This is a genomic window from Streptomyces triticisoli (assembly GCF_003270085.1).
GTDB lineage: Bacteria > Actinomycetota > Actinomycetes > Streptomycetales > Streptomycetaceae > Streptomyces > Streptomyces triticisoli.
Genome location: NZ_QFDQ01000175.1, coordinates 1 through 22,311, shown reverse-complemented (window position 1 = coordinate 22,311; position 22,311 = coordinate 1). Strand labels below are relative to the sequence as shown.

The following is a 22,311-nucleotide window of genomic DNA, read 5'->3' as shown; positions in this document are numbered from 1 at the left end:
GGCGGGGCCGCCTGGCGCCAGGAGTCGGCGAGGACGTCACGCAACTCGCCCTCGTCGTCCAGCGCGGCGAGCCGGACCCGGACTTCACGGACGAAGGGGACGAGGAGCGACGGGTCGAGGGAGGCGTCGCCGTCGCAGAAGCACACCACGTCGGCGGTGGCGGCGGTCAGCCCGGCGTGGCAGGCGGCGCCGAAGCCCCGGCGCGGCTCGTGCACGACGGTCGCGCCGCACGCGCGGGCGACCTCGGCCGAGCCGTCGGTGGAACCGTTGTCGACGACGAGCGCGCGCCAGCCCGGCGGGATCCGTTCGAGCACCCAGGGAAGGGCCTCGGCCTCGTTCAGGCAGGGCAGCACCACGTCGACGTCCGAAGGAGTCGTCGTCACGGTCTCACCCTACGAACGCGAATCGGGCATACCGGACTTCCGCTCCTTACGAAACGCGGACGTCCAAGGCCGGGGCGGTGTCCGGGCGCGCACCGGCGACGGCGCGGTGCCAGGCTGGAGGCATGCAGCAGCAGCCGTACGAGCCCCTGGGGGCGCGGGCCGCCGACGGGTCCCCCCGGATCCTGGTCGTCGACGACGATCCGACCGTCGCCGAGGTCGTCGCCGGGTATCTGGACCGCGCCGGTTACGTCGTCGACCGAGCCGACGACGGCCCGACGGCCCTCACCCGTGCCACCGCGCACCGGCCGGACCTGGTCGTGCTCGACCTGATGCTGCCCGGCATGGACGGCCTGGAGGTGTGCCGGCGTATGCGCGGTCACGGCCCCGTGCCGGTCATCATGCTCACCGCCCGCGGTGACGAGGACGACCGCATCCTGGGCTTGGAGGTCGGCGCCGACGACTACGTCACCAAGCCCTTCAGCCCCCGTGAGCTGGTGCTGCGCGTGGAGTCGGTGCTGCGCCGCAGCAGGCCCGCCGCCACCGGACACCGACTGGGGGCGGCTGGTCTGACCGTCGACCCGGCGGCCCGCCGGGCCACCAAGAACGGCACCGAACTCGCGCTCACCCTCCGGGAGTTCGACCTGCTCTCCTTCTTCCTGCGCCATCCGGGGCGGGCCTTCGGCCGCGAGGACCTGATGCGCGAGGTGTGGGGCTGGGACTTCGGCGACCTGTCGACCGTCACGGTCCACGTCCGCCGCCTGCGCGGCAAGGTGGAGGACGACCCGGCCCGGCCCCGCCTGATTCAGACCGTGTGGGGCGTGGGCTACCGTTTCGACCCCGCCGGCGAGGAGGACTGACCGTGCGTGACACCCTCCTCATCGTCCTTTACGCCTTCGCCGGTGCCGCCGCCACGGGCCTGGCCGGAGCGGGCGTACTGCGCCTGACCCGGCGCCGCTCGCTGACCGCCTCGCTCGCCGTGGTCGCGGCGGTCGGGGTCGTCGCGATGCTCGCGGGCACGCTCGCCGTCGCCCGGGCGATGTTCCTGTCGCCGCACGACCTGACCGTCGTCACGACCGTCGTCGCCATGGCGGCCGTCGTCTCCCTGGCCACCGCGCTGCTGCTGGGCCGCTGGGTCGTCGCCCGCAGCCGCGAACTCGCCGTGGCCGCACGCTCCTTCGGCGACGGCGCCGACTTCGCCGCCCCCGACGGCCCGACGACCGCCGAACTGGATTCCTTGAGCCGCGAGTTGACGGCCACCAGCGCCAGACTCGCCCAATCCCGGGAGCGGGAACGCGCACTGGAGACCTCCCGGCGTGAACTCGTCGCCTGGATCTCGCACGACCTGCGCACCCCGCTGGCCGGCCTGCGCGCCATGTCGGAGGCCCTGGAGGACGGCGTCGCCGCCGACCCCGACCGCTACCTGAAGCAGATGCGCACCGAGGTCGAGCGCCTCGACGACATGGTCGGCGACCTCTTCCAGCTCTCCCGCATCCACGCCGGCACGCTCCCCCTGGCCCCCACCCGGATCTCCCTGTACGACCTGGTCGGTGACGCGCTGGCGGGAGCCGACCCGTTCGCCCGGGAGCACGGGGTGCGGCTGGTGGGCGACCGCATCGAGCCGGTACCGGTGGAGGTGGACGGCAGGGAGATGAGTCGGGTGCTGGGCAATCTGCTGGTCAACGCCATCCGCCGGACCCCGGCCGACGGCACGGTCGCGGTCGCCGCGGAGCGTTCCCCCGAGGGCGTGGTGCTGTCGGTGACGGACGGCTGCGGCGGCATCCCCGAGGATGACCTGCCGCGTGTCTTCGACACCGGCTGGCGCGGCACGCACGCCCGGACTCCCCCGGCCGGCGCGGGTCTGGGCCTCGCCATCGTCCGGGGGATCGTGGAGGCGCACCAGGGCCGGGCCACCGTACGCAACACTCCCGGCGGCTGCCGCTTCGAGGTGGTGCTGCCCGCCGCCGCTTCCTGAACGCGGACAGCACCACCGGACCACCGCGGTCCTACGTCCCCCGCATCCCGGCCCGCGCGAACTCCGCCATGCCCTCCTCGAAACCGACCTCCGGCTTCCATCCCAGCCCGGCCCGCAGCCGCGACGAGTCCGCGGTGATGTGCCGTACGTCCCCGAGCCGGTACTCGCCGGTGACGACCGGCTCGGGCCCGCCGTACGCGGCGGCCAGCGCCCGCGCCGTCTCGCCGACGGTGCGCGGTTCACCGCTGCCGGTGTTGTACGCCGTGAGCACGCCCCGGGCGGCCTCCGCCGCCAGCGCCACCGCGTTGGCCGCCGCCACGTCCCGGACGTGCACGAAGTCCCTCAGCTGCCGCCCGTCCTCGAACACGCGCGGTGCCTCGCCCCGGGCGAGCGCCGAGCGGAAGAAGGAGGCGACACCGGCGTACGGGGTGTCGCGCGGCATTCCGGGCCCGTACACGTTGTGGTAGCGCAGCGACACCGCCGACCCGCCGGTGCAGCGGGCCCAGGCGGCGGCCAGGTGCTCCTGGGCGAGCTTGGTCGCCGCGTACACGTTCCGGGGATCGGCCGGGGCGTCCTCGCCGACCGGGCCGGGGGAGAGGGTGTCCCCGCACACCGGGCAGGCGGGCTCGAACCGGCCCGCGTCGAGGTCGGCGACGGCCCGCGGCCCGGGCCGTACGACCCCGTGCCGCGGGCACTCGTACCGCCCCTCCCCGTAGACGACCATCGACCCGGCCAGCACGAGGCGCCTGACACCGGCCTCCGCCATGGCGGCGAGCAGCACGGCGGTGCCCAGGTCGTTGCGCGAGACGTACTCCGCCGCGTCGGCGACTCCGTCGCCGAGCCCGACCATCGCGGCCTGGTGGCACACGGCGTCCACACCGGACAGGGCGCGGCCGACGGCCGCGGGGTCCCGCACGTCGGCGCCGGGATCCTCCCGCACGTCGAACACGAGCGGCTCGTGTCCGCGCTCCCGGAGCGCGGCGACGACATGGGACCCGATGAACCCGGCACCGCCGGTGACCAGTACGCGCATACGGCCACGCTAGGTCCGCACCGGCGCCGCACCACGGGACCGCGCCCGTACGTCATGACTCCGTAAGGCATGCGGGGGAGACCTGCGCGGGTGCGTCGAACCAGGACGAACCGGAAACCGCGCGAGAGGCTGCCCCCCCATGACAGCCTCACCCTCCACCGAACCCTCCACCGAACCCTCCGCCGAACCCTCCGCCGACAGCCCGTACCGCTACGACGACCTGACCGCCCTCCACGTCAACTGCACCCTCAAACCGTCCCCACAGCTCAGTCACACCCAGGGCCTGGTCGACAAGAACCGGGCCATCATGGACGCCGTCGGCGTGACCACGGACCTGATCCGCGCCGTGGACCACGACATCGCACCCGGCGTCCACCCGGACATGACCGAGCACGGCTTCGCCACCGACGCCTGGCCCGGGCTGTACGAGAAGGGAATGGCCGCCGACATCCTCGTGCTCGCCGGCCCGATCCGGCTGGGCGACAACAGCTCCGTCACCAAGCAGGTCGTCGAGCGTCTCCACGCCTGCTCCTCGCTGCTCAACCTCCAGGGTCGGTACGCCTACTACGGCCACGTCGGCGGCTGACTGATCACCAGCGACGAGGACGGCGTGAAGCACTGCGCCATGAACGTCCTCCACAGCCTCCAGCACCTCGGCTACACGATCCCGCCCCAGGCGGACGCCGGCTGGTTCGGAGGGCAGGCTCGGGGAGCCTTCGCGAGCGCACAGCCCTTCTGGTGAAGTGCGCCCCTGTCAGGGGATCGACTCTCGTGCTTCCTCGCAACAGCCGGTGCTCGGCCCGGGCTTACTGGTCTGCCTCCGCGTGCTGTCCGCGCTGGATGAGGGCATCCGCACCCGCCAGGCGCGGTCGTCGACAGGTATCGGTCCGGAGAAGGTGCGGGATCGACCGTCTCACACGCCGAGGCCGTCGAGCAGTATGGCGAGTCCTCCCGGGAACTCCTGGTCGGCACCGACGTTCCGGGCGTCCCGGGCGGTCTCGGTCATGTGCGGGAACTCGGCGGGCGACAGCTCGGTGATGGCTGTCGTCCCCGGACCGGACAGGGCCCCGAGGTGTTCCAGCTGGATCGCTCCGATGGCGTAACTGAGCAGGCCGCGCAGAGCGACGACCCGCCGCTCGCCCTCGACACCTGCCTCGGTGAGGACTGCGAGCACGGTCTCCGCTCAGCGCAGTACCCCAAGGGAGTGGTGCCGGTGAGCGATGGTGAGGGGGACGACCTCCGGATGGGCGCCCACGGTGTCGCGCAGGCGCCGCACCAGGACCTCGACCTGCTCGCGCCATGACGCGCCGGGATCCGGCGCTGGAGACTGGTGGAGAATCTCCGGCAAAGCAAAAGCCCCAGGCCGCTGACCTAGGGCTTCAATCTGGAGCGGGTGACGAGAATCGAACTCGCGCTCTCAGCTTGGGAAGCGACGGCGCTTCCAGGGGTTCAGTGGTCCTGACCTGCCCCACGTCTCTTTTTGGTGCGGTCGCTCGGGCCGGATCGCACCGCTGTTGACCGTGGTTGTCCGCTCTTACGGGCACGCTGTGGGCACGGCGCCGCGAGGTCGAGGAGCACGGTGCCGGTGTGGCCTCCACCGTGCTGGGAGCATCTCGACTCGCAGGCTGGCTGAGCGGTGTCGTTGCAACTGTACGCATGCATGGCGTACTGGCCTGCTATTCCCCTGCGGGGTGCATGTCGCCGTCGTACACGGTCCGGTAGTCCGGGAGAACGACTCGCGTCGCCGGGGACGCCTTCTGGATCTGGACGAGGAACGCGTCCAGATCCATTGCCGGGTCCCGCACGGGTGAACTGCTCAGAGGCACTTCGAAGTTGTCCCAGTGGACGGGTACGACGACGCCGGGGGTGTCCAGCGCACGCAGCAGTCGGGGCACGTAGCGAGGAGTGACCGTGCTGGAGGGCACGGCGATCATCGCGAGGTCGGGGCGCAGGCCACGCACTGCCCGCTCGGAGAAGTCACTGGCCCCCATGAGGAACGCCGACGGGCCGCCGGCCCCGGCGGTCACCTGGAAGGCGAGCGTGTCGCCCTCCGGCAGGTCCGCGATGGTGCTCGGGACCGTCGCGGGCGGGGCGTTCAGCGTGCCCGGGGCGAAGTAGGAGAACTTCTTGTTGCGGCTGTGCAGGCTCGGCACGACCTCGACGGTGATCCCCCCGAAGTCCAGCACCTCGCCGCCCTTCACCACGGAGATCTGTCCCGCGTCGACCCCCAGGGCGACCAGCAGGTGGTACGTGGTCTCGGTACCGACCACGCGGGCGCCGGTGGTCCTGGCGATGTGAGGTACGTCGGCGAGGTGGTCCCAGTGGGAGTGGCTGACCAGGACGAGTTCGGGGCGGCCGATGTGCGCGTCCACGATCTCCGGCCGGGTCCGCAGAGGGGTCCGCGGGTCGAAGGCGCCGTCGAACAGACCTGTGGGGAAGCGGGTGAGATACGGATCGAAGAGTACGGTCCGGTCGCCCACGTCGATACGCCAGCCGGCGGTGCCGAGCCAGCGGAACGACGCCGAACCGGCGGCTGGGCCACGGCCCCGACCACTGTTTCCGGCCGAGGCGGTGGCGGCCGTGGCCGGGATCAGCGGGGAGGCCGCGCCGAGCGCGGCACCGCGCAGCACCGTACGACGGTCGAGTCCGCGGTTGGAGGGTGCGTCCGACCTGTCCGTGACATGTGTGTCCTGGGTCATGGCGTCAGGAGATCAGAGCGTGAACTCCCTTGTCCAAGACCAGAATTCGGCTCGAGTGATATGCGAACGCATATGTGGCCTGGTCACCGGTCGTCGCCGTTTTCCCGGAGGAAGCCGACCGCGATCCCTGCGGCTCTGCCTATCGCGGCGTCCACCGTGGGGCGGGAGGCGGCCAGGTCGTGGGTGCGGACGAAGACGGCGATCGCGTAGTGCGCGCCGTCGGGGTAGCGGGCGACACCCGCCTCCATGTGCAGCCCCGGCAGGGTTCCGGTCTTGGCCGCGACCGTGACGTCGTCCGGGAAGCCCGACACCAGACGGTGCCGGAATACTTGGCGCCCCATCAAGTCCCTTACGAACGCGCAGGCTTCCGGCGGACCGGCGGCATCGCTCCAGATGAGCTGGAGCAACCGGGTGATTTCGCGGGGTGTGCTCGCCGTGGTGTGGCGGGGGTCCAGTACGGCCAGCCGTCTCTTGCGGTCGTCCGGCAGGGCGGGGTAGCGGACGGCGAACTCGCGCTCGTCGCGGGCCCCGACCTCCGCGAGCATCGACTCCAGCAGGTCCCGCGGGCCGCCCACGATCCGGGTCCGTTCCAGCCCGAGTTCCTCCGCGAGCAGTCGTACGGTGTCCAGGCCGACGCGGGCCAGCAACAGGTCGGCCGCCGTGTTGTCGCTGACCGACATCGCGAAGTGGGCCAGGTCGCGCAGTGACAGTTCGACGTCGTCCAGACAGCCGGCGGTGCCCCAGCCGCCGAGCCGGTCGGCCGCGGTCACCCGCACCCGCTCCCGCGGGTCGAGCTGGCCGGCGACAACCTGCCGGGCGAACTCCAGCGCCAGCAGCACCTTGAAGATCGAGGCGATCACGACGGGGGTGTCGGCGCCCACGGCGACTTCACGGGCACCCGGCTCCGCGCCGACCTCCCCAACGGCCCCCGCACGCACGTGGATGGGGAGGACGTGCAGCTGTCCTTCGACGCCCGCACCGGCGAAGACCTGCCGGATCCGTTCCTCGATCACTGATTACCCCTTGCCCTCGATTCGTTCTGATCATTGGATTGTGGTCGGCCCGGCCAGCCAGGTGTTGTCCGGACGATCACGGGGTTCCCGGTGATCGACGAGTACGGCGGATGAGGTTCCTGCCGGCAGGCTCCTGCCCCTGACTTTCTCCCGTGCGACGACGCTTGCCGGGAGGTGGGGTGCGGTACGTGCTGACGGAGGTGTTCACCGCCTTGAGTCCGGCTGGGGCGGTGAGCGGGACGATCGAGCTGTTCACCGGGTGGATCCATCCCCCGGGAGGGAGTCGACGCCCTGCTCGGAGTGCCCCTCCCGGACCGTCGGCACTCCTCACGACCGGAGCCGGATGACCGGGGCTGCTCCAGCGGACGCTCCCGGGTGCCGTCGGCCGACCACAGCCGGTGGCTTTTCGTACACGGTCTTCCCCGGCCTGCGCCGATGGGGAAGGCCCTGCCGTTGTCCGCCCCGGCGCACCCGGTGCAGGATCCCGTCGATCACCTACCGGTGATCCCTCCACCTGTCACCTTTTTACGGAGTCCCCTCACAGCGGCCTCACGTACGATCCTGACTGTGGATCTCTTGCGCCACCTGCGTCTTTTCGTCACCGTGGCCGACGAGCTGCACTTCAGCCGGGCCGCCGAGCGGCTGGGCATGGCGCAGCCGCCGCTCAGCCAGGCGATACGCCGACTGGAGAAGGAGCTCGGTGCGGAGCTGTTCGACCGTTCGCAGCGCGGCGTCCGGTTGAGCGCCTCCGGGGCGGCATTGCTGGAGGAGGCCCACGAACTCCTCGCCCGGGAGGAGAGGCTGCGCGCGCTGGCCCGCCGTGCCACCGATGGCGGCCTCGGCACACTCCGCGCGGGCGTACCGCCCGACACCACGGCCGCCGTGCTGTCCGCACTGCTGACCGCCTGCGCGGAGCACGCTCCGGGGCTCTCCGTCGACCTGCAGGAGGTCACCACCGAGGAGCAGGTTCGGCTGCTCTCCTCCGGCGGACTGGACGTCGGGCTCGTGCACCACCCCGTCGACGCCACCGAACTGCGGCTCGGCCCCGAGGTTTCACTGGACCTGGGCGTCGTCCTGCCTCGTACCTCGCCGCTGGCCCGGCTGCCGGAGGTGACGCTCGGTGAGCTCTCGGGCCACGACCTGGTGCTCTTCCCACGGGCACACGCACCCGGCTGGTACGACCGGATCCTCGACGTGTGCCGCACCGAAGGCTTCGTACCCGGCCGCCTCCGGCATGCGTCCAACCCCGAGTTCCTGCTCGCCCTCGTGACGGCGGGTCACGGAGTCGCCTTCGACCAGGGGCCGGTGGCCCGCAAGGAGCCCCGCGTCGCCTGGCGGCCACTGGCCGACCGCCCCCTCACCCTGCGCATCAGCGGCGCCTGGCCCGTCGGGCGCGGAGCCCACCCGGCCGCCCGCCGCTTTGCGGAACTCGCGGCCGACGTCCTGGCCCGCGATCACACGGCAACCCCGAGACGCGAGGGCGTCCCACGCCTCCCGGACGATTCCCCCCGCCCGTGGTCGGTGGTCTACGGCTAGGTGTGCTGCTGCGTCGCACGAGGCACCGACGTCCAGAGGGTGAGCCAGGTGCGGTAGTGGATCCGTCAGGCCGGCACGGCAGGGCGCGGATCGCCACGGAAGACCTGGCGGGTGTGCCATGCGCGGTGGCCGACCGCGACAGGGCGTGCGCCCGGCTGCGGGCCGACGAGCGGACGGCCGGCGAGTGCTGTGACGTGCTCGCGGGCAGCGGGACTGTGGCCGACGAAGCGCTGCGAGACCAGGATGCGGTGGTGCTCGTCGACTCCGAGGACGCCCTTGTCGAAGAGCTTGTGGTGCAGTGCGCACAGGCACAGACCGTTGTCGACGTCGTCGGGGCCGCCGAACGCCCACCACCGCACGTGCGCGGCCTCCAGCCCGACCGGCACCGCACCGATCCGGCCGTCATAGCCGCAGAAGGCGCACCGGTACTCGTAAGCGGTCAGCACCAGCTCGCGCATCCGCCGGTCCCGCTTCCTCCGGATGGCAGAGAGCCGGCCGGTCTCCTCGGACTCCAGGTCCAGGCCGACGGCTTCGCACAGCTCGCTGTGGAGCGAGGGAGGGAAGTGCAGGTCGAGCAGCGATCGCGCCATCCGGTGCAGCAGTTGCGGTTCGCGCCGCAGAGCGTTTCCGAGTTCCGGTGCGAGCTGCCCGGTGGCACCCGATTCCCGGAGGTTCCGCAGCCCGCTGCCCGGACTGCCGGGCCCGCGGTCGGTACGCACCTCCCACACACTGTCGCTGACCAGGTGGTGGAACGGGTAGGCGGGTGTCGTCCTGTTGGGCGGGCCGTACTCGGTCAGAGCCGCTGCAGGTCCCTGACCTGGGGTTTCTCTCCGGAGCGGGTGACGAGAGTCGAACTCGCGCTCTCAGCTTGGGAAGCTGCGATCATTTGCGGCCTGTTCGGGCGCTGACCTGGGCGAACGGCCTGGGCGTAGCGTCGTCGGGCAGGGCGGCTTTCACCGTGATTCCCCGCTGTTCCCCGCTCGATCTGGTGCGGTAGTGGTGCAGAGCTGCCGCGTCCAGGAGGTGATCAGCTGATCACACTCCCTTCCCGTACTCCCTCCCCCGTCCGGGATGCCCGGCTGCTAGCGTCCGGCACCATGTGGGCGCAAGAGATCGTGGCCGGACGACCGGCTTGGCGGCACACCCCTTCCGGAGTGGTCTTCCGGTTGCCCTGGGTCTTGCCGGGGATCTTGATGACCTGCATTTTCGCTGCTCAGAGCCGGTAGGCCCGTGCGCCTGGTGGTCGTCATTGGCCACTGTTGAGCGACCTCGGACGGCCCAGAGACGGCCCCGGCCAAGCTGTGCAGTGCCTCGTAGACCGCTACCGACAGGGCCTCCCTGCAGTGCTCATGCCTGGCGCTTCTTGCGGCGGCGAGGCTTCTTCGACGCTTTCGACGTGACGTCGTGGGCCCACAGGGTGCCAACTGAGGACACCGGCGGCTTCCCAACCGGCACCCGTCGCCTTCCACGCTTCACCGGCTTTGCGGACTGGCGGACCTCTTCAGGCGGCGCCTTTGGCCTGACGGCTCGCAAGCATGTCAAGCACCACCACTTGTTGACCATGGCATGTGTGGCCGTATGCGTACAAATATGCCCCTTACGGGCGCCGTGATTAGCCGTGCATTGGCATTTCAAGATTCCCCCCGCGGTACGAGCCGCAATGCTGGTACCACACAGCTCCCCACATCCCAGCGTGCGGTAAACAACGCGGCATGATGGGTAGCATCCGCCGCCTGCGCCTGCCGCAATGTTTGGTACGGCGGCGTGCCCATCACCGCTCTAAGGGCTTGCAGATCAATAACACGTCGTCTTGATCTTGTTGGGGGCGTCGCTCTGGGCACGGACGCGGGCTTGGAGGGCGGCGAGGACGGCGGGCGGGCTGACCGCCGGCGGGATGACGACGCCGTGTGCCTTGAGCAATCTTCTGATCTTCAGCAGGGTGCGGTGCATGGCGGTCCGGCTGCTGTCGAACAGCACGGCGAGGGGTTCTGCGGCCAGGGAGACTCGCAGGTGGAGCACGGCCGCCAGGATCTGGTCGGGGAAGTCGAGCCGGGGAGGGCGGCCACGCTTGACGTCGCCGTCGGACAAAGACTCGGTCAGCTCGTTGAGTTGCTGTCGGGTCATTCCGGTCAGGGCGGGATCGGAGAGCAGGCTCTGGTCCCACTTTGCCGCCGGCGGCTGCGGGGGCCGGGCCATCGCAGTGGCCGGGCATGGCCGGGGGTGCAGGGCATAGTTCCATTCGCCGTGGAAGAGGTGGCGGGTCAGTGGCAGGGCCGCCATCTCCGCGTCATCGACGGCGACTCCGGTCGGGTAGGTGTTGGTGTCCAGCTCGGCCATGACGCGCAGGCCCGTGCGGGTCGTGGTGGCGGCGATGGATTGGACGATGACTTCGTGGCTGGTCAGCGGGCGTCCGCGCCAGTTCATGGTGATGTGCGAGAACAGCCGGTGCTCGATCTTGTTCCACTTCGACGTGCCCGGAGGCAGGTGACAGACGGTGATCGTCAGCCCCGTTTCGGCGGCGAGGCGGGCGAGTTCGAGCTTCCAGGCCCGGGTCCGGTAGCCGTTGGAGCCGCCCGCATCGGCGGTGATCAGCAGCCGTGTCGCTTGCGGGTAGGCGGCTTGTCCCTGGCCGGACCACCAGCGGCGGATCGATTCCACCGCGAATGCGGCCGTGTCGTGATCGGTGCCGACGTTGACCCAGCCGGTGTTCGCTGTGACGTCGTAGACCCCGTAGGGGATGGCCTTGCCCAGCTTGGGGCCGGCGAAGTCGTGGACGTTCACCGGCGCCGGATCACCGGCCGGCCGCCACTGCCGGCCGCTGTTCTTGAACTCGCCGACGAGTTCCTTCTTCTTGGTGTCCACGCTGATGACCGGCTGCCCGGCGTCCCGGTGCACGCGCGCCTGTTCGTTGAGATAGCGGAACTGGGCGTCGCGGTCCGCGTGCCGGCGGCCCTCCAGCGTCTTGGCGTTCGCCTGCAGACTGAAGCCCTCCTCCCGCAACAAGTCGGCGACGGTGTCCGCACTGACTTTGTGCCCGGCCCGGGCCAGCTCCTGCGCGAGGGTGCGGGTCGACTTCACCGTCCACCGCAGCGGCGACATCGGATCACCCCGCTCGTCCGGCTCGACCAGCGCCAGCAGCGCGGGCCGCAGCCCCGGATCGAGATCCGCGACTCGCTTGCGGCCCCCGCCCGGTCGCCGCACCCGGCCCAACGGCTCCTCGCCGGCCTCCAACTCCAACACGCCCCTGCGGACCGTCGTCTCACTCACCGCGGCGGCCCGCACGACGGCCCGGACCCCGCCATGCCCCAGCACCCGAGCCTCCGCTCCCATCATCAGCCGCCGCTGCCGCTCGTCCAGATGCGGGAACAACGCCGCGAACTTCACAGTGAGCTGGGCTTGAGCCTCGTCCGGGATGCGCATACCACACCAACGAGCTCCAGAACGGGAAGCAACACCTTGATGATCTGCAAGCCCTTAGGGAAGGCCCAGTTTGGCGGCGGTGCGGTGGTCGCTCGGGGCCGCTTTCGTCCGGCTCCGTCCGTCGCTGTTGGTGTCAGCCGTTGATGTCAGACATCGGTGGGTCGCTTGACACATCGCCGCCGACGCGGAGGCTCTCACTGCAACAACAGAAAGGTGATCACCAGCACCCAGCCCACGACTCCGTCAGCCGCAAATCGCTGCTGCACCGCACAGGCGCCGGGGCCGGGGACCCCTACCTGTTCTGCCTCTCTGCCTTCCTGATACGGAGAAGGTGCACGGCTCCAGCAATCCAGCTTAGGAACAGCAGGGCAAAAGCGGACTCAAGCATCGGGACCCAGCGGTCACCATCCATGATCAACCCGGCGAGGTAAATCCCCGCGTCAAAGCTCCCCCACACGAAGAGGAAGACCGAGAACCTACCAAGCGATCCCCGTGTCTTGCCGGTTCTTGCACCCACCTGGACACTCTGCATGCCGCTCATGATGGGTGCGATCAGGCCGCATGGGTATACCCCGACAGCTGTCGTGACCATGGAACGACGCCAGCACCCGCCCACGCGGTCGGCGTAGCGACTTTGGCCGGGAGCTGCTTTGGCACGAGTGATCATGGCCCCTTACGCTGACCCGCGAATCAGGCAGGCTTGTTGTCGACGGCGGCTGAATCCTGACCCACTTTGGGCGGTCGAAATCTGACCCTTTGGGTCTTCCGTGCGGGTTGTTCAGTCGTTGTCGTTGGTGGTGGGGACGCGTCCGAGTTCGCGTCCTCGCATGCGGTAGGAGTCGCCCTTGAGGGAGTGGACCTCGGCGTGGTGGACTAGCCGGTCGATCATGGCGGCGGCCACGGTCTCGTCGCCGAAGGTCTCTCCCCAGCGTCCGAAGGGCTTGTTGCTGGTCACGATCACCGAGGCCCGTTCATATCGGTTCGAGATCAGCTGGAAGAACAGGTTCGCGGCCTCGGCCTCGAAGGGGATGTATCCCACCTCGTCGACCACGATCAGCGGGTAGCGTCCGAGCTTGGTGAGTTCGGCCTGGAGGCGCCCGGTGTGGTGGGCGGCGGCCAGGCGGTCGACCCATTCGGCGGCGGTGGCGAAGGCGACACGGTGTCCAGCCTGGCAGGCCCGGATCGCGAGCCCGATGGCCAGGTGGGTCTTGCCGGTGCCCGGCGGGCCGAGGAAGACGACGTTCTCCTTGCCGACGATGAAGTCCAAGGTTCCCAGGTGGGCGAGTTGTTGTCGTGTCAGGCCGCGCAGGTGGGTGACGTCGAGTTCCTCGAGCGTCTTGATCGCGGGGAACTTCGCGGCCCGCACCCTGGCCTCGCCGCCGTGCGACTCGCGGGCGGCCACCTCGCGCTGGAGGCAGGCGACAAGGTATTCGGTGTGGGTCCAGGACTCCTTGCGGGCCCGCTCGGCGAGCCGTTCGGCGGCGTCCAGCAGGGCCGGGGCCTTCATCGCCCGGGAGTAGAAGGCCAGGTCGGCGTCGGTCTGCTTGCTGGTGCGGCGGGCGGCGGACACCGCCTTGTCACCCTCGTCGGTGCCGGGAGCCCCCGGGGTGGCGGTGCGGGTGGCCATCAGCCCTCCTCCTGGTCGTTGCCGCCGTCGATGACGGTGAACAGCCGGTCATAGGAGCCCAGCTCGCGCTGTTCGACCTCGACCAGAGCCGGCCGGGTGTCGGTGCCGGTGGCGGCCAGCCGAGGGTCCTGCCGGTTGCGAGCCTTGCCCCGCAGGACGGCGGCCGAGGCGGCGTGATCGGCGTCGGTGAGGGTCTGGTGCCGGGCCCAGCAGCGGGCATGCCGGGCGACCACATCGCCGCCGGCCGTGGTGACGGTGATCTCTTCGGTGTCGGCGCGGACGGTGACCGTCCTTCCGATCGCCCGCGGGTGCACCGAGTAGTCGCATGTGTCGACGCGGACGTAGTGGTCGCGGCCGATCCGGGTGGCAAACCGCCACCAGGCCGGCGGGTCGACCGGCGGCAGCGTGAGCATGCCGGCCTTGTCGGCCTCCCACCGGTCGACTGGACGGGTGCCGAGGGTGCGGTGGACGCGCCGGTTGGCGACGGCCAGCCAGGCTGTGAGCTGGCGGTTGAAGTCGTCCGGGCCGCCAAAGTGCCGTCCGGGCAGGAAGCTGGTGGCCAGATAGCCGTTGGCCCGTTCCACCAGGCCCTTCGCCTCCGGATCCCTCGGCCGACACAAGTAGATCTTCGTGGCCAGCAGCCCGGCGAAGGCGGCGAACTCGGATGTCAGCCTGCCGCGGCCGACACCGGTCTCGTTGTCCCAGACCAGCATCCTGGGGACGGCGCCCCAGGCGGACAGCAGCCGCCAGTGCCCGTCGATCAGGTCCCCGGTGGTCTTCGACGGCAGCATCCTCGCGATGATCACCCGCGAGTAGCCGGAGACGAGCACCAGCACCGGCGGCCGGCCGGTCTGCCCATAGCCCAGCGGGACGTCCACGTCCGGAAACCACAGGTCGCACTGAGCCAGCTCGCCCGGCTGATACGTAGTCCGCGAGACAGGATCGGCCGGCAAGTACGCCGGTCTGAGCTCCCGCACCCGCTCCTTCAGGATCGTCATCCCACGCTGCCAGCCGATCCGCTCCGCGATCACCGTGGCGGGCATCGTCGGCGTCTCCCGAAGAAGCTCACGGATCTGCACCTCGACCGCGTCCACGACCGAGCCCTTCGGCGCCCGCTCGTACTTCGGCGGCCGATCACTCGCCAGCGCCCGCTTCACCGTGTTCTTCGAGATCCCCAGGTGCCTGGCAATCGCCCGGATCGGCATCTGCTCGGCCCGGTGCAGCCTACGGTTCTCCGCCCAGTCCTCCACACAGATCACCTCTTCCCTCCTGACCTTGATCACCAAGGCCAGACTCAAAGGAAGATCACCAAGTGGGTCACTTTTGATCCGTCGTCAGAGGGTCAGCGTTCGGCCGTCGTCGAGAAGCGTTCCGGAGCACGGGACAGCACCGCTGTTGACCGTGGTTTACCGGTGTTATGGGCACGTTAAAGGCACGCCGCTGGCCCGGAGGCGTGGGGCGCTCCACTCAGCGGGGGAAGCTCAGATCGGTGGTGGTGCGCCTCGGCAGGAAGTCCGGCCCTGGGTCCATGAGCTCGGCATGCCGAGCTCATGGACCCGAACCGAGGGCCTTGTCGGACCGGTGGCAGCGGAGACGAAAAGAGGCCAAGCCGCTCCTGTGCAGGGCCGAGGGCTCGGCTTCTCGACGGTTGCCCGTACTGGTCCACCCGGTTACAGTTATTGCAGATGCGTTCCTCGTCGGGGCAATGATGGGAGGCAGTCATGGCTCGTTCCAGCGTTCTTGCCCGCGCTGAGAAGGTCGAACCGGATCCTTCGCACCAGGGCGCGTTCGCCGAGACTGCTCGGATGGCGCCAGAGTCGGTCGAGCTGTTGGTGCGTACCCCGGACGGCCGGGAACTGGCTCTACCGGGGGAGCTGGTCCGCATACTCCTGGCCTCGGCCGGTGAGTTGGCCCGCGGGCATGCGGTTACGGTCCTGGCGTCCGAGGCACAGTTGTCGCCCACTGAGGCCGCTGAGCTTCTTGGCTTGTCTCGGCCGTTCGTCGTCCGCTTGCTCGATGCCGGCGACATCCCCTCGACGAACCTGCCCGGCAGCAGTCACCGTGTGGTCCGCCTTGCGGACGTGCTGGCGTTCCAGCAGCGGCGTGAGCGCCGCAGGGAGGGACGGCGTCAGATCGCTGATGCCTTGGAGGGCGTCGATCTGCCCTGATCGTGGGCGTCGCTGGTAGCCGTCAAGGAGAAGAGGGGGAGTGTGGCAGCGCGGGTCTTTGTGGACACCAACGTCTTATTTCCGTTCTCGGTGATGGACGTGATGCTGGCCCTCACTGAAGACTTCATCCACGAGATTGTGTGGTCCGAACGGCTGCTCGCGGAGTGGGAGCGGGTCATCGTCCGGGAGGGGCGGCGTTCGGCGGAGTCGGCTGCCGCGGTTGCGCAAGCCGTCCGACGTTTCTTCGCCGACTGTGAGATCAAGGCGGCGGCCTACGGGCACCTTGTGGACGAGATGCCGGGCAATGACCCTGACGACCGGCACCATGCGGCGGCAGCCGTGGCCGCCGGGGCCGACGCGTTGATCACGTGGAACCTTGCCGACTTCCCTGCCGGTGAGTTGGCTGCGCGTGGAGTGCGGGTGATCGAGCCGGATTCTTACCTGTGCGGGCTCTGTCGTGAGTTTCCGCATGAGGTGGTGGAGACGGTGGTCAGACTCGCCGGAGAGAAGCGCAACCCGCCAGTCACGATTACCGACGCCACCGCCCGACTCGCGAAGGCTGGTCTGCCCGACTTTGCTGACCTTCTGACGCGCCACCTCGGGCGTCGAATGACGTGATGTGGTGCGAGGGCGTCGCAGGGCGCCTGATTCGGTCTGGACAACAAAGAACCCCCGGGCCTCTGGCCTGGGGGTTTCGCTTGGGGCGGGTGACGGGAATCGAACTCGCGCTCTCAGCTTGGGAAGCTTGGGTTCTTTGGCGACGGCTGCTGAGCTGACCTGCGGCGCAGCGGTGTCGGAGTCCTGGTCGCGCCTGGGGCGACTTCCCGCTGTTCCCCGTGGTTCCCCACAGGATCTGGCACGTGAATGGCACGGGTCCTTCGCCTCGAACAGCGCTCACTTCCCCGGAGGCTCAACCAAACAGCTCCAGTCCGTTCCAGCTGCGTTCGCCGCCCGCCGCCCACGTATCCAGTAGCTGCCGGGCCTCGGTCTCAGGGGCGGCCAGCCAGACAGTCTGTGAGCCGCCGTGTGTCGGCACGTCGGCCTCATCCCAGTCGACCCGGCCCTCGCTGCAGCATGCGCACAGCATGTGGAAGCTGCTTGCCGGCTCGGCGCCGAAGTCATGCGCGAAGAATGAAGCCACCAGGGCGTCGACGTCGGATGCATCCGCTGCGTTTACGGTCGCATGCAGCGTCGGCAGCGAAGAGGCCTCGAAGAGCAGCAATTCGTCGAAGACAGCGACGCTCTGGCCGTTGTACGTCCGCTCGCCGGTCGGCTCCCCATCGTGCACGACGATCTCGCCGAAGCGACGGCCTTTCGTGGCAGGAACGTTCATCACGCGTCCTCGCGTCGGGCAGAGCCGCTGGATCCAGACCACCTCGCGCTCGCCACCCGTGTCCAGCCGTACGCACGCCGGGCCGAAGGCGCCGTTGATCTCCCCCTCGCCCTCCGGCATCGGGATCCCGAAGCCCTCCCAAGCGTCACGGGCGGTCGCCCAGTCACGCTGGATGGTGGCAGCGACCCCCAGGTTCCAGAACGCCGGGTCCTGCTCGCCGCGCGGCGAGCGGGCGGCAGCCTCACGGCCGAGTTCGTGGGCCTTTGCCCAGTTACGCAGAAATTTGTACGCCAGTGCTGCGTCGTACCACCACGCCGCGCTGGGGCCCTCGTCCGGATAGTGAGCAAGGACCTGCTCGTACAGCTCGGCGGAACGCAGCCACTCCTCCGCATCCCACATCTCGCGAGCCCGTTCCAGCAACTGCTTCGCCTCGGACTTCTCCACGCCCCTGCCCCTCCCTATGACCAGGGAGGGAGTTTCGCACGACGACTAAAGGAGTCCTGGAAGGGGGTGTCGAAACGGTGACCTCTTCGTCCCGAAGGAACTTTGCTGGGCGTTCGACCTGGAGCTGGTGCGCATCTCACCTGCTGCGACGGTCCGCAGACGTCCGCGGTTGTTCGCCGCTGTGCGTCGGCGTTGTCACGCAGATAGACACGCAGCCGAGACATCGCGCCCCGGCTACTCGTAGAGGGTTGCCGCTCGCAAGGCTCGTGCGAAGAAGCTCCAGTCGCCGTCGGCGGGCAACTCGCGGCCGGCGTTGCGGTACCAGCCGTCCGCATCCTCGATCCACGCTGCCAGGGCCTCCAGGAAACTTGCGAGGTCCTCGTTCTCCCAGGAGCTGCCTTCCTCGGCGTGGCTGCGGTGGAGTGCACGAACGAAGGCGGCCAGATCTGCTCTGCTGTCGACGTGCTCGGGAGATGCGGTCATAGGCGGCACCCTAGTTGCGCGCCAACTGCCGTGGGTTCGCCAGATCAGCCAGCTCTGGTCTTCCTCAACTCTGCTTCACTGATCGGCACCTGCGCCGGTACCCAAAGCACCGTCTCTGAGCAGGGGAAGAGCCGTCGCCGACTGTCGTCATCTGTCATCGTTGAGCATCCCCGCACGGCCCAGAGACGGCCCGAGCGGGGGTGTCGCGGTGCGCCCCTCGATACGAACTACGGGCGGGGCGGCTGTTGAGGTCTGCCGGGCTGGTCGCCCGTGTGCCTGCGGTTGGTGACGACCGGCTGTGGTTCCGGTGATTGCTGTGCTTCGCTGCTGTACAGCAGAGCAGATTGATCACCGCCTTAGAAGTTCGATCTCGCTCCGGCGCAGCTACGCGCCACCGCCAGCATGGGTGCCAGACGTGGCTGCCGGTTGCCACCGAGTAATTGTCAAGACCTGTGGATCGGTGGCTATGAGTGGGGTCTGACTTTGGTGTCGTTGTGACCGCGCAGGAGTTTCAGGCGAGGCCCTCGAGGAAGTCCGCGAGCGCGGTGCGCAGGATCTCGGGCTGTTCCAGGTGCAGGTCGTGGCCGGTGCCGGGGATGCTCATGGCCATGGTGGCGGGGCGCTGCCGGAGCATCTCGTCGGCTTCCTGCGCGGGGATGAAGCTGGATTGGGCCAGGACGACCAGGGTGGGGCACGCGACCTGCTCCCACTCGTGCCGGAAGGAACGCCGGGCGTTCTCCGCCAGCGAGCGGACCATCACGTCCCGGTCGAAGCGGGGCCACCATCCGTCCTCGCGTTCCTCCAGTCCGGCCGCCCAGCCTGCGCCGACCGGTCCGCCGCCGAGGAACGCGGCTGCCGCTTCGCGTGAGGGGAACGGTGTCGGCCATGAGTCGAGCCATCCGCCGATGTCCGCGGGGCCGTTCGGGTTCGGGCCGCCGGGGCCGGCCTCGACGAGCACGAGCGCGCGGACGAGCCCGGGATGTGCGGCGGCGGTGAGCATGGCGGTGTGCCCGCCCAGCGACTGGCCGACCAGGACGGGCCGCCGCAGCGCCAGCTGATCGACAACGGCGATGACGTCGGCGACGTAGGCGGTCCGGGAGACGTCCCGCGGGTGGCGCTCGCTGGCGCCGTGCCCGCGCTGGTCGACCGCGACGACCCGATACCGGGAGCTCAGGCGCCCGGCCAGCACGTCCCATTCACCCGCGTGACCGGCCAGGCCGTGCAGCAGCACGATGGGCTGTCCCGGCCCGCCCCAGTCCCGGCAGGCAAGCCGGACGCCGTCTCGCACCACCACGTGTTCGGACCATGCCACGTCGGCCCCCAGATAATCGACTGGCCTCGATCATGCCGCAACCGCCTCGGGCCGTTCGACGAGCCGGCCGCGTTCGAAGCGGGCTCCGGCCCGGACGAGGGCGACGAGGTGGGGCGCATTCACCGCCCGCCACCGGGCCTGGGCGGACTCGACCAGCTTGAAGACCATCGCCAGGGCGGCGGTGCGGGAGCCGGCGCCGCGGGTGACCTTGGTCCGCAGCCGGACCGTGGCGAACGTGGACTCGATGGGGTTCGTGGTCCGCAGGTGGATCCAGTGTTCGGCCGGGAAGTCGTAAAACGCCAGCAGCTCGGTCTGGTCGTCGGTGATCTTCTTGACGGCCTTGGGGAACTTCGCCCCGTAGAGCTGCACGAACGTTTTGAGCGCCGCCTCGGCGTGCTGCTTGTCCTCGGCGCTGTGGATGTCCTGGATGGCCTTCTTCGCTCCCGGCTGCGCGGACTTCGGCAGGGAGTCGAGCACATTTGCGGTTTTGTGAACCCAGCACCTCTGCTCGCGGGTGCTGGGGAACACCTCCGTGAGGGCCTTCCAAAAGCCCAGGGCGCCGTCCCCGACCGCGAGGACCGGGGCGCGCATGCCCCGGCGGGCGCAGCCCCGCATCAGGTCGGCCCACGACTCGCTCGACTCGCGGTAGCCGTCCTTGAGCGCGACCAGCTCCTTGGACCCGTCGGCGCGCACCCCGATGAGCACCGGGACGCAGGCTTTGGCCTCCTCCAGGCGGACGTTGAGGTGGATGCCGTCGGCCCACATGTACACGTAGTCGACCTCGGCGAGGTCGCGGTCCATGAAGGCGGCGTGGTCGGCCTGCCACTGCTGCGTGAGCCGGGTGACGGTTGCCGGCGAGAACCCGGCCGAGCGATGGCCGAGGCCGAACGCTCCGGCGACCCGCTGATCCTCGCCTCGAGCGTCCGCGTACAGGTCCACGTCCTCGCCCGTGAGAAGCACCCCGCCCAGGCCGTCGCACTCGTGCGTCACACCGCCGACCAGCTCACCGGCTCCTACGACCGCCGCTCCCCGGAGTACCTCGCGGCTGTCGGACTGCTGCTCCTGCGCGGCGTGACCGCGGCCAGCGGTGGGGGTGACCGTGCCGCCACGGAGGAGTTCCTCTCCGAGGCGAAGGAGGTGGCACGGTACGTCTCCCTCGACCGACCCGACGCCTGGGCCAACTTCGACTCCACCAATGTGGCCCTCCACGAAGTCAGTGCACTGGTGGCCTTGGGCGACGCCGGCCTCGCTCTTCAAGCGGCCCACCCGCTCATACGCCGCCGCATCCCCGTTCCGGAACGCCGGGCCGCGTTGTGGCTGGAGGTGGCCCGGGCGCACAGCCAGCAGGGACGCCTCGCCGACGGCTACCGGGCCCTGCGCCTCGCCGAGACGTGCGCCGCACAGGACGTCCGCCGTCCCTCCGTCCGCGATCTGGTCGCGGACATGGCGGCTCGCGACCGCCGCCGTACCCTGCCCGAACTGCACCAGTTCAGTCGCCGACTGGGAGTACCCGCGTGACCGATCCAACAGCCAAAGGGAAGAAACCCTTCTTGTACGTTGTCGTCTGCGCGTGCGGCATCGCCGCCGATGCCGGCAAGCTGATCACAGCCGCGCAGCAACGGGACTGGGACGTCGGCGTCATCGCCACTCCGCAGGGACTGGCCTTCCTTGACGTCAAGGCCGTCCAGAAGCGGACTGGCTACCCGGTCCGCTCCGCCTGGCGCACGCCCGGTGAGGCACGCCCCCTGCCACCCGCCGACGCCATCGCCGTCGCCCCTGCCACTTTCAACACGATCAACAAGTGGGCCGCCGGCATCTCCGACACCCTCGCTCTGGGCATCCTGTGCGAGGCGTACGGCATGGGCATCCCCACCGCCGTTCTGCCCTATCTGAACGCCGCCCAGGCGGACCACCCCGCCTACGCGCGGAGTCTGGAAAGGCTGCGTGAGATGAACGTCATGATCGGCACCTACGAGCCCCACAGGCCGAAGGCCGACGGCGGGGCGGACCGCTTCCGGTGGGAGGAGGCTCTGGACCTTCTGGAGCCACGGCTCGGCCGGTGGGCGGCATGATGCGGCCCACCGAGTGAAGTGGTGCGTATCTGGCGCACTTCTGGCACGCGACGAGTGATCACCGCGCACAGCAAAAAGGCCCGGGTCTCTGACCTGGGCCTTCTTCGTGGAGCGGGTGACGAGAATCGAACTCGCGCTCTCAGCTTGGGAAGCTGCGATCATTCGCGGCTGGTGCCAGCGCTGACCTGGGTGAACGGCTTCGGTGCGGCCTCTTCGCGTCCGACAGCTTTCACCGTGGTTCCCCGCTGTTCCCCGCTCGATCTGGTGCGTTTGTGGTGCGGCGGTAGTACGACGCCCAGCAGGGTGCGCGTCCCTACCACTTCCGCCACTTGTCCGTGAGCTGGTAGCGGCCCAGTCCGTGGCGGGCGGTCAGTGCGACGACGTCGACACCGTGCTCGGTGAGCGACTGGTCGATGTAGTCGCACAGCTCCTCGCGCTCGTCGGTTTCGAAGGCGTTTCCGTTGTGGGCTTCGTCCACCGCGTTGAGGGCCAGGACGACGCGCTCCACCACAGCAAAGACCTGCTCGTCGGCGGCATCGTCAAGTCCGGCAAGCTGGTCCTCGAAGGTGTCGAGGACTGCATCGGTCGCCGTGAGTAGTTTCTCGGGGAACAGCCCAGCCATGCAGGCGCACTCGGGGTCCAGGGTGCCAGCGGCGATCTCCGCGGCTTCCTCCGCTATGCCGTGGCGCCAGCTCGTAGTCGGTCTTTCAGCCATGGGCGGGACCGTACAGGCCAGGACTGACAGCGAAGCCGACGTGGCACGACCCCGGACACGACGAAGGGCCGGCCCGGGAGGAAACCCCTCCCGGGCCGGCC

The 22,311-nt window shown here is 69.6% G+C and carries 19 protein-coding genes and 4 pseudogenes; 8 read left to right on the top strand and 15 right to left on the bottom strand.

From position 1 onward, the window contains the following. Nucleotides 1-383: glycosyltransferase family 2 protein (locus DEP02_RS23450; protein ID WP_269809375.1), on the bottom strand; the 383-nt coding region annotated here is incomplete at its 3' end. A gap of 122 nt (nucleotides 384-505) precedes the next feature. On the opposite strand from DEP02_RS23450, the gene DEP02_RS23445 reads away from it, so the two are divergent. Next, a complete protein-coding gene (locus DEP02_RS23445; RefSeq protein ID WP_112469669.1) occupies nucleotides 506-1,240 on the top strand; it encodes a response regulator transcription factor in 735 nt (244 codons plus the stop codon). A 2-nt stretch (nucleotides 1,241-1,242) separates the two neighbouring features. Beyond that, the gene (locus DEP02_RS23440; protein WP_112469668.1) at nucleotides 1,243-2,355 is read left to right on the top strand and encodes a sensor histidine kinase; all 1,113 of its coding nucleotides are present in this window, start codon (nucleotides 1,243-1,245) and stop codon (nucleotides 2,353-2,355) included. Nucleotides 2,356-2,386: 31 nt separating this feature from the next. On the opposite strand, the gene DEP02_RS23435 is transcribed toward DEP02_RS23440, so the two are convergent. After that, complete coding sequence (locus tag DEP02_RS23435) at nucleotides 2,387-3,388, bottom strand: NAD-dependent epimerase/dehydratase family protein (RefSeq protein ID WP_112469667.1); 1,002 nt, start codon at nucleotides 3,386-3,388, stop codon at nucleotides 2,387-2,389. A 139-nt stretch (nucleotides 3,389-3,527) separates the two neighbouring features. Here DEP02_RS23435 and DEP02_RS23430 point away from each other — a divergent pair. Next, nucleotides 3,528-4,100 (top strand): annotated as a pseudogene (locus DEP02_RS23430) (flavodoxin family protein); the annotation flags it as partial. 201 nt (nucleotides 4,101-4,301) lie between these two features. Here DEP02_RS23430 and DEP02_RS35575 read toward each other — a convergent pair. The 3 genes from DEP02_RS35575 to DEP02_RS23415 form a co-directional block, all read right to left on the bottom strand. Next, nucleotides 4,302-4,562, bottom strand: coding sequence for a TetR/AcrR family transcriptional regulator C-terminal domain-containing protein (locus tag DEP02_RS35575; RefSeq protein ID WP_332871994.1), 261 nt, complete (start codon nucleotides 4,560-4,562; stop codon nucleotides 4,302-4,304). 502 nt (nucleotides 4,563-5,064) lie between these two features. Beyond that, nucleotides 5,065-6,087, bottom strand: a complete 1,023-nt coding sequence (locus DEP02_RS23420; protein ID WP_112469666.1) for an MBL fold metallo-hydrolase — start codon at nucleotides 6,085-6,087, stop codon at nucleotides 5,065-5,067. 83 nt (nucleotides 6,088-6,170) lie between these two features. Beyond that, complete coding sequence (locus DEP02_RS23415) at nucleotides 6,171-7,100, bottom strand: serine hydrolase (protein WP_112469665.1); 930 nt, start codon at nucleotides 7,098-7,100, stop codon at nucleotides 6,171-6,173. 567 nt (nucleotides 7,101-7,667) lie between these two features. Between DEP02_RS23415 and DEP02_RS23410 the strand changes: the two genes are divergently transcribed. Beyond that, nucleotides 7,668-8,636: a LysR family transcriptional regulator gene (locus DEP02_RS23410; RefSeq protein ID WP_198668554.1), complete on the top strand. Its 969-nt coding sequence runs from the start codon at nucleotides 7,668-7,670 to the stop codon at nucleotides 8,634-8,636. 65 nt (nucleotides 8,637-8,701) lie between these two features. On the opposite strand, the pseudogene DEP02_RS23405 reads toward DEP02_RS23410, so the two are convergent. From DEP02_RS23405 to istA, 5 genes and pseudogenes are all read right to left on the bottom strand, one after another. Further along, nucleotides 8,702-9,436: pseudogene (locus DEP02_RS23405) on the bottom strand (phosphorothioated DNA-binding restriction endonuclease); the annotation flags it as partial. A 994-nt stretch (nucleotides 9,437-10,430) separates the two neighbouring features. Beyond that, on the bottom strand, nucleotides 10,431-12,056 hold the full coding sequence (locus DEP02_RS23400) for an ISAzo13 family transposase (protein WP_112469663.1): 1,626 nt from the start codon (nucleotides 12,054-12,056) through the stop codon (nucleotides 10,431-10,433). Between the two features lie 292 nt (nucleotides 12,057-12,348). Then, nucleotides 12,349-12,588, bottom strand: a complete 240-nt coding sequence (locus DEP02_RS23395; protein ID WP_112469662.1) for a hypothetical protein — start codon at nucleotides 12,586-12,588, stop codon at nucleotides 12,349-12,351. 246 nt (nucleotides 12,589-12,834) lie between these two features. Beyond that, nucleotides 12,835-13,683 carry an IS21-like element helper ATPase IstB gene (gene istB, locus DEP02_RS23390; RefSeq protein ID WP_232839248.1) on the bottom strand — a complete coding sequence of 283 codons (849 nt, stop codon included), beginning with the start codon at nucleotides 13,681-13,683 and terminating at the stop codon, nucleotides 12,835-12,837. Beyond that, on the bottom strand, nucleotides 13,683-14,942 hold the full coding sequence (gene istA, locus DEP02_RS23385; RefSeq protein WP_112469661.1) for an IS21 family transposase: 1,260 nt from the start codon (nucleotides 14,940-14,942) through the stop codon (nucleotides 13,683-13,685). Before istA ends, istB begins: the two co-directional genes overlap by 1 nt. A gap of 462 nt (nucleotides 14,943-15,404) precedes the next feature. Between istA and DEP02_RS23380 the strand changes: the two genes are divergently transcribed. Then, nucleotides 15,405-15,851: a helix-turn-helix domain-containing protein gene (locus tag DEP02_RS23380; RefSeq protein WP_112469660.1), complete on the top strand. Its 447-nt coding sequence runs from the start codon at nucleotides 15,405-15,407 to the stop codon at nucleotides 15,849-15,851. A gap of 42 nt (nucleotides 15,852-15,893) precedes the next feature. Further along, the gene (locus DEP02_RS23375) at nucleotides 15,894-16,469 is read left to right on the top strand and encodes a VapC50 family PIN domain-containing toxin (protein WP_198668553.1); all 576 of its coding nucleotides are present in this window, start codon (nucleotides 15,894-15,896) and stop codon (nucleotides 16,467-16,469) included. A gap of 292 nt (nucleotides 16,470-16,761) precedes the next feature. Here DEP02_RS23375 and DEP02_RS23370 read toward each other — a convergent pair whose 3' ends face one another. The 4 genes and pseudogenes from DEP02_RS23370 to DEP02_RS23355 form a co-directional block, all read right to left on the bottom strand. Beyond that, entirely contained in the window at nucleotides 16,762-17,628 is an 867-nt protein-coding gene (locus tag DEP02_RS23370) for a tetratricopeptide repeat protein (RefSeq protein WP_112469659.1), read from the bottom strand. A 234-nt stretch (nucleotides 17,629-17,862) separates the two neighbouring features. Continuing rightward, nucleotides 17,863-18,111: a DUF7660 family protein gene (locus tag DEP02_RS23365; RefSeq protein ID WP_112469658.1), complete on the bottom strand. Its 249-nt coding sequence runs from the start codon at nucleotides 18,109-18,111 to the stop codon at nucleotides 17,863-17,865. A 511-nt stretch (nucleotides 18,112-18,622) separates the two neighbouring features. Then, nucleotides 18,623-19,423 carry an alpha/beta fold hydrolase gene (locus DEP02_RS23360; protein ID WP_112469657.1) on the bottom strand — a complete coding sequence of 267 codons (801 nt, stop codon included), beginning with the start codon at nucleotides 19,421-19,423 and terminating at the stop codon, nucleotides 18,623-18,625. A 30-nt stretch (nucleotides 19,424-19,453) separates the two neighbouring features. Continuing rightward, nucleotides 19,454-20,290: pseudogene (locus DEP02_RS23355) on the bottom strand (IS256 family transposase); the annotation flags it as partial. On the opposite strand from DEP02_RS23355, the pseudogene DEP02_RS23350 reads away from it, so the two are divergent. Both DEP02_RS23350 and DEP02_RS23345 read left to right on the top strand, forming a co-directional pair. Continuing rightward, a pseudogene (locus tag DEP02_RS23350) lies at nucleotides 20,288-20,941 on the top strand (heavy metal transporter CzcB); the annotation flags it as partial. The pseudogenes DEP02_RS23355 and DEP02_RS23350 overlap by 3 nt on opposite strands. Next, a complete protein-coding gene (locus DEP02_RS23345) occupies nucleotides 20,938-21,495 on the top strand; it encodes a flavoprotein (protein ID WP_112469656.1) in 558 nt (185 codons plus the stop codon). The pseudogene DEP02_RS23350 and the gene DEP02_RS23345, both read left to right, overlap by 4 nt. 313 nt (nucleotides 21,496-21,808) lie before the next feature. On the opposite strand, the gene DEP02_RS23340 is transcribed toward DEP02_RS23345, so the two are convergent. Continuing rightward, complete coding sequence (locus DEP02_RS23340) at nucleotides 21,809-22,210, bottom strand: hypothetical protein (protein ID WP_112469655.1); 402 nt, start codon at nucleotides 22,208-22,210, stop codon at nucleotides 21,809-21,811. Nucleotides 22,211-22,311 lie beyond the last annotated feature (101 nt).

Coding starts and splice junctions, on each gene's coding strand:
- istB (WP_232839248.1), bottom strand. CDS start 13,683: ATGGCCACCCGCACCGCCACCCCGGGGGCTCCCGGCACCGACGAGGGT.
- DEP02_RS23435 (WP_112469667.1), bottom strand. CDS start 3,388: ATGCGCGTACTGGTCACCGGCGGTGCCGGGTTCATCGGGTCCCATGTC.
- DEP02_RS23420 (WP_112469666.1), bottom strand. CDS start 6,087: ATGACCCAGGACACACATGTCACGGACAGGTCGGACGCACCCTCCAAC.
- DEP02_RS23365 (WP_112469658.1), bottom strand. CDS start 18,111: ATGACCGCATCTCCCGAGCACGTCGACAGCAGAGCAGATCTGGCCGCC.
- DEP02_RS23400 (WP_112469663.1), bottom strand. CDS start 12,056: ATGCGCATCCCGGACGAGGCTCAAGCCCAGCTCACTGTGAAGTTCGCG.
- DEP02_RS23380 (WP_112469660.1), top strand. CDS start 15,405: ATGGCTCGTTCCAGCGTTCTTGCCCGCGCTGAGAAGGTCGAACCGGAT.
- DEP02_RS23445 (WP_112469669.1), top strand. CDS start 506: ATGCAGCAGCAGCCGTACGAGCCCCTGGGGGCGCGGGCCGCCGACGGG.
- DEP02_RS23395 (WP_112469662.1), bottom strand. CDS start 12,588: ATGCAGAGTGTCCAGGTGGGTGCAAGAACCGGCAAGACACGGGGATCG.
- DEP02_RS23340 (WP_112469655.1), bottom strand. CDS start 22,210: ATGGCTGAAAGACCGACTACGAGCTGGCGCCACGGCATAGCGGAGGAA.